8 protein-coding genes and 1 pseudogene are annotated in these 11,147 nt (G+C 65.1%); all 9 read right to left on the reverse strand.

The annotated features are described in order from the left end of the window. Positions 1-147: 147 nt before the first annotated feature. Positions 148-486 (reverse strand): integrase core domain-containing protein, encoded by a 339-nt coding sequence (locus ACWEVS_RS45240; protein WP_452557320.1) that lies wholly within the window; start codon positions 484-486, stop codon positions 148-150. Then, positions 371-967 carry a hypothetical protein gene (locus ACWEVS_RS45245; protein ID WP_452557308.1) on the reverse strand — a complete coding sequence of 199 codons (597 nt, stop codon included), beginning with the start codon at positions 965-967 and terminating at the stop codon, positions 371-373. Before ACWEVS_RS45245 ends, ACWEVS_RS45240 begins: the two co-directional genes overlap by 116 nt. Positions 968-1,036: 69 nt before the next feature. Next, positions 1,037-3,979, reverse strand: a complete 2,943-nt coding sequence (locus ACWEVS_RS45250; RefSeq protein ID WP_452557310.1) for a DEAD/DEAH box helicase — start codon at positions 3,977-3,979, stop codon at positions 1,037-1,039. Continuing rightward, a complete protein-coding gene (locus ACWEVS_RS45255) occupies positions 3,951-4,601 on the reverse strand; it encodes a BREX system ATP-binding domain-containing protein (RefSeq protein WP_452557312.1) in 651 nt (216 codons plus the stop codon). Before ACWEVS_RS45255 ends, ACWEVS_RS45250 begins: the two co-directional genes overlap by 29 nt. Further along, positions 4,597-5,259, reverse strand: a pseudogene (locus ACWEVS_RS45260) (BREX system ATP-binding domain-containing protein); the annotation flags it as partial. The gene ACWEVS_RS45255 and the pseudogene ACWEVS_RS45260, both read right to left, overlap by 5 nt. A 50-nt stretch (positions 5,260-5,309) precedes the next feature. Further along, the gene (locus tag ACWEVS_RS45265) at positions 5,310-7,532 is read right to left on the reverse strand and encodes a TerB N-terminal domain-containing protein (protein WP_452557314.1); all 2,223 of its coding nucleotides are present in this window, start codon (positions 7,530-7,532) and stop codon (positions 5,310-5,312) included. A 427-nt stretch (positions 7,533-7,959) separates the two neighbouring features. Further along, positions 7,960-8,526 (reverse strand): hypothetical protein, encoded by a 567-nt coding sequence (locus tag ACWEVS_RS45270; RefSeq protein WP_452557316.1) that lies wholly within the window; start codon positions 8,524-8,526, stop codon positions 7,960-7,962. A 245-nt stretch (positions 8,527-8,771) separates the two neighbouring features. Further along, positions 8,772-10,889 carry an AAA domain-containing protein gene (locus ACWEVS_RS45275; RefSeq protein ID WP_452557318.1) on the reverse strand — a complete coding sequence of 706 codons (2,118 nt, stop codon included), beginning with the start codon at positions 10,887-10,889 and terminating at the stop codon, positions 8,772-8,774. A gap of 109 nt (positions 10,890-10,998) precedes the next feature. Beyond that, positions 10,999-11,147: integrase core domain-containing protein (locus ACWEVS_RS45280; RefSeq protein ID WP_452557322.1), on the reverse strand; the 149-nt coding region annotated here is incomplete at its 5' end.

Genomic DNA, 11,147 nt, shown 5'->3' on the forward strand with positions numbered 1-11,147 from the left:
GCCCACTCGGCGTTCGTCAGATCACCACGACCCATATGCCAAGAGTGACAAGACCAGCGCTCACCGTCAGGAGATCTAAGAAACAGCTCCTAGGCCTGTTGGTAAGGCTGGCCCCACCAGCCTGTGGGTGCCAAGAACTCGGCTACCCTACGCGACCTGCGCGCATTCGTGGATCAGCCCACCGAGGCGGTCACGCCGGATGACCTTGATATGGCCCTCAACCGGATCGGGAAGGGCTCTCAGCGGAGCGGCCTGGCCCAGGGAGCGATGCGGGCGATGCTCATTGAAATGGGTCTCATAGGCAGCCAGCACGCGCCGTAAGTGGCGGGCGTTGACGATGAGGATCCGATCAAGGAGTTCTCGGCGCAGGTCACCGATCCAGCGCTCGGCGAACGCGTTGGCCCGCGGAGCGCGAGGTGGCCTCTTGAGGATGCGGATGCCTTCGGCCGTGAAAGACTTCGTCGAACATGGTGGCGAACTTCGTATCCCGATCGCGGAGGAGGAACCTGAACCCCTCCGCCCTGTCTCCCAGCTCGATCATCAGGTTCCTGGCCTGCTGCGCAACCCACGGCCCGGTCGGGTGCTCGGTGACACCAAGGATGTGCACCCGGCGGGTGCTGATCTCGATGACGACCAGGCAATACAGGCGTTTGAACAGCACGGTGTCACAATGGAAGAAGTCGCACGCCAGGATCCCCGTGGCTTGAGCACGCAGGAACTCACCCCAGGTCGGCTCTGAACGTCGCGGCGCTGGGTCAATGCCGGCCTTCTTCAAGATGAGCCACACCGTGGAGGCTCCCACCCGGCAGCCCAGAGCCGCGAGTTCCCCGGCGATCCGCCGGTAACCCCACAGCGGATTCTCCCGGGCCAGACGAAGTACCAAGGCCCGGATGGAGGCGCGGGTGGAAGGCCGGCCCTGGCTACGGCGCTTGAAGGTCCAGCGCCGCCGTACCAGATCGGCCCGCACCCTACTGGATGCCGTCTTCGCCCCGGCCTCGACCGGCGAGACAACCCTCGCGCCGCGCCTGCGGTCCCGTCAACGCACGCGAGTGGGATCTATCGACGGCTCGGAGCGGCGGCGGGCAAGGCCGGTTGGAGGCGAGGCGACCCACGAAACGGCGGGTAGAGCACCGACGGTGCCCATCTCGTCCAACCACTCCAGCCCTTGGTCTAAAGCACGGGCGAGATAGACGCGGAGCAATCTGGAACAGATCCGGGCATCGCGTTCCGCGCTGTGGGCCCAGCCGAGGTCCATTCCCTCAGCGGTGGCGCAGTCTGCGAGTTGGTGAGAGGTGCTCGCCGAGCCGAAGCGCCGAGCGAGTGCCAATGTACATAGGGAGAGCAGGTCGTCGGGAGCGCACCCGGCGCGGGCGAACTCGGCGCTGAGGACTTCGGTGTCGTAGCGAGCGTTGTGAGCGACAATGACCGCGCCTGCCAGCATGGAGGCCACGTCACCTGCGATCTCTGCGAAACGTGGAGCTCCTGCCACGTCTCCCGCGGTGAGGCCGTGGATGTGTGTGGGGCCCGGTTCTGTTTGCGGGTCAACGATGGTGGAGTAGATCTGATCTTCGCTGCCGTCGGGATGCAGGCGGATGATCGCGATTTCGACGATGCGGGCTTTGCGAGCGTCTATCGAAGTGGTCTCGATATCTACGACGGCGTAGGGCAGGGATCCGACACGGTGGCGGCGCGTGGCTGTGGTGGCGGCTGGAGGGTCAGCCTGCATGGGCAGTGTGTGACGCGCGGCGGCAGCCAGGACGGGGATGGCTTCTCGTGCGCCGGGGACGTCGAGCTTGCGAGCGGCGTAGGAGCGGGTGAGCAGGTCCTCACCAATGACGTCGTCGTACTTGTCGATTCTCTTGTCGCTGATCAGGCTCGCCAACTCTGCGGCGTCGGGGATGCCGGTTGATGCCAGGTTGTCCAGGAGGTCCGCGGCGGTTTGGGGTGTGGTGCCGCAGAGCAGCAGGGCCACTCCGTAGCGGACGACGGCGACCCCTTGGGCGTGCAGGGCAAGGGCGGCCGTGGTCATGATGGCGTCGCCGCGGAAGGGAAACAGCAGCGTATCTGCGCCGTAGCCGAGGAGCGGGTTGGTGTGCAGGCCGAAGCGGCGGTAGGCGGCGCGCCCCTCGGCGAGAAGACGCTGGCCGGTCGCGTCCAGGTATGCCGGGGTGGCAGAGTCCTCATAAATGCAGCGCATCGTGGTGCGGATGCGGTCATGGACTTCTGGACCGGTGCCGGCGAAGCGCGGGGGGCGGCCCCCGGAGGAGCGGGCGACCTCGATGATCTTTGAGTGCGTATCGATGGTAAGGATGCGCCAGCGACGGCCGGCGAAGATGAGTAGCCCTCCTTCGGGCAGAGGGTGTTCCATGGGGAGGCTGCCGAGCGTTCGCCCTTCGGTGATGATGCGGTATTCGGTGGGTGCGGCGAAGGCCGCATAGAAGGTGTAGTGGTTGACCAGCCGCTCCCCCGCTTCTGCGTGCAGCAGCAGCCCGTCGCTCTCCTGGCGGAGGAGGTGTGCGGTGCCGAGGTCGCGCAGCAGCGCGCCGAAGGTCGGCGCGTCAACTGCGCGAAAGGGTCCCTGCTCACACAAGGTGCGGTAGGTGTCGGCCGGTGTGACGCCGCCGTGCTGGGCGATGAGGGACAGAATTTGCTGAACGAGGGTCGACAGGTGCAAGGCCCCGGCTTGCGGCGGCTCGTACCAGCGTTGCAGGAGCAGCTCAATGGAGGCGATCGCCTGGACGAGTTCGGCGCGCAGTTCGTCGGCGGGGTGAATGGCCGGGGTCAGCTCGGGTTCGCTGATATAGAGGCGCAGAACAGCGGGACCGCCGCGCCGCCCGGAGCGGCCGAGCCGTTGGCGCAGAGCGGCCACGCCCGGAGGCACACCGACCTGCGCGACGGAGGAGACGGCGCCAATGTCGATGCCCATTTCCAAAGTGGAGGTGCAGATGGCGGTGACCGGCTGGGTGCTGTCCTTGAGACGGGATTCGACGTGCTCGCGAATGTCCTTAGACAGGTTGCCATGGTGGGGAACGAACTCGTTCGGCACCCTCGCCGCCTCGCAACGGCGGTTGAGCAGGTCGGTATAGTCCTCCACCGCGGCGCGGGAGTTGGCGAAGACCAGGTTGTGCGAGCCGCGGAGCGTGGCGAACAGGTGGTCGGCGATGGCGAGCCGGTCACCGGTGGCTACATCATCCACGCTGACATCGGCTCCTTTGGCCTCGTGCGCGGCCTGCTCTCGTGGGTCAAGCACAGGCGCGGTCTGGATGTAGCCGCGCACCTGAAGTCGTAGTTCCTTCGCGTCGGAGGCCGAGACGATCGAGGTGACGCCTCCTCCTGCACCTGGTCGCAGGAAGTCAGCGGCTTTGGCCATGTCGCCCAGGGTGGCTGACAGGCCGATGCGAGGGACGCGACGGCGCGCCGCCAGGTCGAGCCGGTGCATCAGCGACTGCAGCTGCGCTCCTCGTTCGGTCCCGATGAAAGAGTGCAACTCGTCGACGATGAGGTAGCGCAGGGCGCCCGCCAGGTCCCGCATCTTCCAACCACGCAGGACGAACAAGGCCTCCAGCGACTCTGGTGTGATCAGCAGGATCCCTCGTGGCTGGTCGAGCAGCTTGCTTTTGAGGTGAGCGCCGACGTCTCCATGCCAGCGGGAAACCGCAAGGTCCAGGTGCGCGCACAGCTCGTCCAGCCTGCCGTACTGGTCGTTGATGAGCGCCTTGAGCGGGCTGATGTAGATCGCCGCGAACCCAGCGGCGGGTGGCTGGTCGAGCAGGGCGGAGCAGATCGGCAGGAACGCGGCCTCGGTCTTGCCAGAAGCGGTCGCGGCGGCGAGCACGTCGCGATCACCAGCCAGGATGGGGACGACGGCCGCTTCCTGGGCGGCGCGCAGCTCAGGCCAGTCCTGCTGCCAGATCCACTGCTGGACTTTGGGGTGGAGCCGCTCGAACGCCTCAGAGCCGGAAGGTGGTGAGGTCGTCATCGCCTGCCCTTCCCAGCTGCTGCGTCGGCGCGAGTGGTGCATCACCGTCCTGGTCGTCCAATGGCGCTAGGTCGGGATTGGCCTCCTGCGCCAACTCCACCGTGGGCAGGATCTGCCGCCAATCGACGCCGGGATTCTGTTCCAGTACGGCAAGCAGATCGCAGAACGCCTTGATCGTCGTACGGGGCGTGCGGAAATATGCCTCACCGATACGACCCGAGCAGTGGTGCATGAAAGCGGGCAGCGCCTCATCGGCCAGCAGGTAGCGAGTGGGGTCGCCACTGGCCTGGACGTGACGCAGTTTGGCCAGCAGCACGTACAGATCCTCCTGCGTCAGTGCGGCCAGACGCAGCACCGGGCCGGAGTAGTCGACAAGGCCGTTCGCAGCGAAACTGTTCTCCGCCAGCCGCGACTGCAGGGCCGCGTAGCTGTACAGGCCCCGACGCGTGTCTGCGAGGAATTCGGGTGTGCCGCCGAAGACGAAGCCCAGGTGCGCGGCGGTGCCTTGCAGGGTGTCGTTGACGATGCGCAGGATCTGTTCGTAGTTGGAGTTGCGGCGCCTGGGTGGAGGCCAGCTTGTAGAGATTGACCATCTCGTCCAGGCACACCAGCAACCCGTCATAGCCGGCCAGGCGGACGAAGCGGCTCATCAGCTTCAGGTGATCGTGGATGGTCGAGTCGTCGATGATCGTGCGTACGCCGAGCGCGGAGCGGGCCTCTGTCTTGGTGGAATACTCCGCGCGCAGCCAGCGCACAGCCGAAGATTTGAGTTGTTCATCGCCGCTATCGTGTCCGCGCCAGTAGGCGCCGACGACCTCGGCGAAGTCGTAGCCGCCGGTCAGCTCTGCCAGGTGAGCAAGCCGCATCCGGATGATCTGCGCTGGATCGGTACCTGCCTGCTGGGCCTCGGCCAGCGCGGTGGAGATGAACCGCTCGACCACGCTGCTCAGGGCTCCCCCGTCCGGCTTCGCGCGGGTGGCCAGGTTGCGCATCAGCTCGGCGTACAGGCCGCGAGCCTGCCCACCGCTGGAATGCAGGCGCCGATCGGGGTTGAGGTCGGCGTGCACGGTGACCAGCTTCTTCTCCAAGGCGATGGAGCGGACCAGGTGCAAGAAGAAGGTCTTACCCGCGCCGAAGTCACCGATGACGAACCGCACTGCCGACCCACCGCCGGCGATTCGGTCAATGTCGGTGACCAGGGCCTTAACTTCGGGTTCTCGGCCCACTTGGATGTGGCGTTGACCGGCGCGCGGAACGACGCCTGCGCGCAGCGACTGCATCAGAGCATCGCGCTCGCGGGGACGGATCACGGTCGAGGGCACGGTCGAAGTCACGTCAGCATCTCTCCCAGCAGGTTCCGATCGACCCGGATCGGGTCGTCTCCGTCCAGCAGCGGCTCGCCTGCCAGTTCGTAGGCGGCCTCGTTTATCCGGTCCAGCGCCCCATCGGGCAAGAGTTTCCAGCGAGCTGCCAATTGCTCGAACTGCCCACGAGGAATCTCCTCGGCGGTGGCCAGGTCGCGTACCAGCCCGGAGTGCTGGCCATCTAGCCCTGCCACCGGGTCATCCGCCGGAAGCGGTGCGGAGATGGGCGGCGGCTCCTCTTCGGTGAAGATCGATCCCAGGAGAGCGCCGACCCGCGCCGTTTCGGCGAGTTTCGCCGCGATCAGCGCCTCGTCGAGCCGCACCATGGATGGGCCGACCGGTGGGGTGCTCGGCCGGGGAATGGCGTAGCCTCGCTCCGGTTGTGCCGAACGCACAACGATCGGCGCGACTGCTGGGGTAGGCGCGGCGACGCTCGGCAGCATGGTAGTCACGAGCGCTGGGTCGAGTTCCAGCAGCCGGTAGATCTTGGTCAGTGTCTTGATCTCGTCTGGCGAGATGTGGCCGTCGGCGGCGGCGACGGCGGTGAGGAATTCGGCGACATAGGTGCGCTGCTTCTCGTCGATGCCCGCGATGCGCCGGGTCAGGCCGCTGAGTTTGACCGGGGCGGCGATAAGCCAGTGCAGATGCGCATGCAAGCGCCGCCGCTCATCCGTGGTCAGGTGCAAGGCCCGCTCAAGGTGATCGCTCAGGTGGCGCTGTTCGGCCTCAGAGGTCTCCCCGTCAGCGGCGCTGACGGCCGCGGCCAGGTGGAGCAGCAGGGTGGCGGCCTGGTAGGCGTCGGATGCCGCCGCTGTGGGGCCATCCGGTGCGGCGAATAGCACCATGGGACCTGTCGCAGGCATCGACCCGCCCAAGCGGGGGTCAGGTTCGACTCCGATACCGGCGCTGCCCAGCAGCCGAGCCAAGGCGATGACGTCTTTCTTGGTCGGCTTGACATCCTGCGACGAGATCAGGGCGTTGAACTGCTGCGCCTCGACCACGACTGTCTCATGCGTTCCCAGCCGGTTACGCGCCCACGCGATGGCCGATCCCGCTCCGCCGGCGGCGAAATTGACCAGCTCGGCGGGAAGCAATGCTTGCGCCTGAACGCTGGCTTGCCCGTCCGGAACGCGGCCGATGAAGCGGCTGTAGGCCTCCAACTCCGATGTGCACTCGTCGGCCAGCGCCACCAACTTCCGGGTTGGCGCGGCTAGCGTCAGCACCTCCGGGATGCCGGCGAGAGTCAGCTCGGCGATCCCACGGAAGCCCGCACTCGCGGGCCGGTAGTCGAGCACGATCTCTTTACGGCCGGGCCGCACGATGAGCCCTTGACCGTGACGGGCGGCATACCGCCGCTGGAACAGTGCGTCGAATTCGGCTGCGCAGCGGGTGGCTGGGGTTCGCGGGTAATAGTCCGGATGGGAGCGGATCCAGCTCAACGCCCACGGCGCCGGTACCGGAACGCCCTGTGCGGCGTAGGCACCGAGACCGGCACGCAGCCGCAGCGGGGGCGGATACTCCCGGGTAGGCACTGGTGGCGCGCCGGAGCCGGACTGTGCCCCGGCGAGGAACTCCAGCACATGCTCGAACTGTCCGGCGTAGCGCCGAAATGCCTTCTGGTCGCCGTAGATGCCAAGCAGGCGCCGTACCTCGTTGTGGATGATCGGCAGCTCTTGCGCAGCGGTGGAACGGTCCCGTTGCAGATCATGCAGTGCCCGCCGTTCCAAACCGTAGAGGTAGAGGAACACATAGCCGATCGGCGCCTGCGGGTATCGCCGCCCATCGGCGAGCCAGGCCAGATAGGCGGCCCTGCACTGCGGCGAAATCGTGTCATACGACGGCCAGTAGTCCAGCCCTTGTCCGCTCCAGTCCGGTCGGCGCAGGTCAACTGGCGCGTAGGGGTTGATCAACGCCGGTTCCACCATGGTCCCCGAGGCCGACGCCAACCCGGCGCCCACATAGATTAATCCGCCGACGATGTTGAAGCCCGCGAGGCTGATTCCTGCTCCGGGCGGGAGCCACGGATCAACAGGAGCAGTCGGCCGTGCAGGAACGTTGGGGCCCGCCACAGCGCTCGAGACGTGGTAGGCCCGCACGCGATCGGAAGCAGTGCCGTAGGCCGGGGCGGGGTGGGTGGGTGTTGGTGGCTGCAGCCGGTGTTCACGACGAAAACGGTCAAAAAGCCCCATTCGCTCACCTCTACCTAAACCCTGGACATAGCGATCGCAGCCCCGTCGTCGCGAAATACACGAGGTCATCCCACAGCCACGGACTGCACTTTAACTCCGCCATTTCACCTGCGGAACTTGACACATACCTCGTTATCATTCTGAATCCGCAGGACGGCAACCCAAATAGGGATTTAATCCCAACCGATTTAGAAGCGGGCATGTGCTGGTGTTGGTTGACGATTGCCATGCAGTCCTCACACGCGGAGGGACGATCGACGACCACATCCACATCGCCTACGGTACGAGCCACCTCGCGCGTGTGGGACTCAAGAACTCGAACCATTTCCAGCACAACAACGACGGGCCTGGATCGGCCTTGTTCCGGAGGAGCTGCGAAGTGGACGGTTCCAGCCGCCATGGTCGGCAGCCTCGTCGAGGGCCGTGGCTAGGTGTTCGACCCCGCAAGATCGTTGAGTGTGGCGTAGACCACAGGCCAGCACATCTCGACGGTGTCTCTGTCCGGCAAGTGGTTCATCCGCACCTGAAGATGTGGATGAACCAGGTTCCGATAGTCACGGAGGGCATGGCAGAACTTTGGGACATCGAGGCCGATGAACCCCTCCCGGCTCGCTACCTCGATCAGCTCGTGCAGGCGCTTGTTCCTCAGCTGAGAATCAGGCAGCCTCAGCCGGGTCCGGATCGCATCGAGGAGGACTCCTTCCAAGAGGCTCCCCAGCATGATGATCGCAGCGACATGACACCCATTGGCGGTGCAGGTCTGAGCCTCATCCAAGCGGCCTTGCAGGACCTTGGCGAATTGAGGGTCAGCGACGACCTGGGACATCGTTACCTTCAAGGTCACCGACGCGAGCGCTGCGGGAGACACTGATCCTGGATCGCATTCAACGATGCGTGGCCGGCCGCCTGGACGCTCGACCTTGTAGCCCTCGTGAATGAGGAACTCGTTAATGAGTCTGGTGATCTCGGCCGCCGTAGTGGGCGGCTCGCCCATGTACTCCCTTTGATCGCACAGGCGCAGAACTACGCGCTCGATGTCGTCTGGGCGATCGCGTCGTTCCCGCAGCCGTTGGGTTATCCATTCGAGGCGGTACTCGCCGTCGCATTCGGGGACGCCCGTCCATCAGGCGTCCCTCAGGAACTTCGGCAACTCATACGTCTTCCGCGAGTACGGTGTGTCGTCTCCGCAGATGACACGACCGAGCTGGCGGAGGGTGTTGTCGTCAAGCTGGTTCATGGTCATCTCTCTTCCGTGTCCCGGAGTTCGACGGGCTGCCACGTGGACGCCTCCAGAGCAGAGGGGCGACCGACGCCGGGAGCGATTCCGCGCTTGTCAAGTTCGCGCCAGAGTGGCTCAAGTGCCTTGTCGGGATCGAGATAGAAATCCCCTTCGCGCAGCCGCCAGAGCTGCCAGTCCGCGCGGCGGAGTTCCTGCTCCCGTGCGATGTCGGCACGGATCTGATCGGGCGTGGTGTGCCAGGCTCGACCGTCGCATTCGACGCCCAGCCTGCCCTTCGCGCCGATCACCATCAGGTCGATCCGCTTGTTGTTCCCAGCGGCCACCTGAGGGACTACCCGGTAGCCGCGCTCGCGGATGCGCAGAAACACTCGTTGCTCGAAGAGGGAGTCGAATGCACGGTGGCGGATGTCCGGCGACACATCTTCGAGTTCGGCCTGGTTGGGCTCACTGAGGACCGGGTTGTTCATCCAGGCCACCAGTGAGTGGCGAAGGTCATTCGGGTTGAAGCGGTGTGCGGGGACCGACGTGAACAACCACATCTGATCTTCGGCTCTGCTGGCGGCGACGTTGAAGCGCCGCTGCTGAGGCTTGCTGGTGGCGATCCTGGGCGGGTCGGCGACCACCATCGACAGGAGAACAACATCGCGTTGATCACCCTGAAAGTCAGGTGGTTCGCCTACTCGAAGTTTTCGTGCTTCGGCTTCGGCCGCGTCAATTCTCTCGCCGATCAGGCGTTCCAGCACGCGTACCTGCCCGGGGCTCTGAAGAGCGATGACACCGAAGGTCTTGCCGCTGTAGAGAGGATCAGCGAGTAGCTGCACGAGCGTGTCGACTAGCTTCTCCGCTTCCACTTCGTTGCGCAGCCGGTCGCCGATCCCTTCGGTGTACGCATTCTCGACTACGACGACCTTGAGCGGTTCCAGACGGTCAGCGCCGAACTGGCGCAGCGGCACAAGGCGGTCGTCGTAGAACTGTTTGGACGACCAGCCGATGATCTCGGGCATACAGCGGTAGTGGTCGCTGAGCCGTACGACTTCAGGGAAGCGCGCCTGCAGAAGGGTGTAGAGGTTGCCAGTCGGGGCGAAGTCATCCCGGAAGGCGGGCCGTACGGTAGGCAGGTAGCGGTCGATCTGGTCGTGGATCGGTTTCAGCTCGCCGTACGACATCGACGATGGGGCGCATTGCTGATCGTCTCCCACGACGATGACGTGTGGTGCGAGCCAGAGGAGAAAGGCCGAGTCGACACGCATCTGACTGGCCTCGTCGACGATAACGACATCGAAGCAGTCTTGGCTGTGACGGATGGTCTCCACCACGAGTGGCAGCGGCATGATCCAGGCCGGCACGGCTCCTTGCGCCAGCGACATGGCGTCCCGCACGCCCTGGCGATGCCGCTCGCCGTACCGCTTGCTCGTCCCCTTGCCGCGGTCGCTGACGCGGTTCTTATAGGCCTGGAGTCCTTGCCGTTCCTCCTGCGTCATGCGGGACAGACAGTGCAGCCACGCCTCTGCCGCCGCCAGATCAGCAGTGATGTCGCAGATCGCATCATCCACGGCGTCAAGCTCATGCATGAGCTTCTGATCCTGATCGGGATCGTTGAACCGCATGCAGTATGCGGCTGCCCGACCCCACGCCCACGCTTCCGGCAACTGGGCGAGTCTTTCAGTCCACGCCGCGTCCATTGGGCACTCATCTATTCGATCGGCCAACCCTTCATGCGCCGATCGAAGTTCTTCCAGTAGCGCATCGCAGTGGGCTTGTTCCCCCTGCCGTCTGACCGCGGTCGACAGAGCATGGACTGCCTGCTGGTAGGCACGGGGATCACGGCTCAGAACCGCTTCGCGCAAGACCTGCGTCTCGGTGCCTGTTTGGTCCAGCGGTGAGGTCAGACTTGCGTTGAGCGCATCCAGGACGTCGGCCGCCTGCCGTGCCCTGACCTGTCCAACGCTCCATTCGATGTTGTCGAGCAGTTCGTCCCATCCTTCAGCCGTGTGCGTGAAATGACGCAGCCGGCTGTGACGTAGAGTGGCGCCGATCCGTTGCACGACACCGGCGAACGCCTGGATGCTGGACAGGTCAGCAGCCCGGTCGCAGAGTTCGGACAGCCGACTGGTCAACGGACCTGTCTTCGCTTTGCAGCCTGCGTGAGACCAGGATTCGTCCAGGGCACAAACAAGCGCATGTGCCTCAAGATGGAGGGGCTTCCACCCGAAGACTGGACACGGCTTATGCAGCTGATGCCAGCGTAGATGATGTTGAGTGGAAGGCTGTCTCGTAGGCCTGGGGAGCCCGCTGGCCGAGCCTGGAGTGGCGGCGCCGGGTGTTGTAGCGGCTGGCCCACCGGAACACCTCGAGACGGGCGTCGCGGGCGGTCG

This window comes from Nonomuraea sp. NPDC003754, from assembly GCF_053605785.1.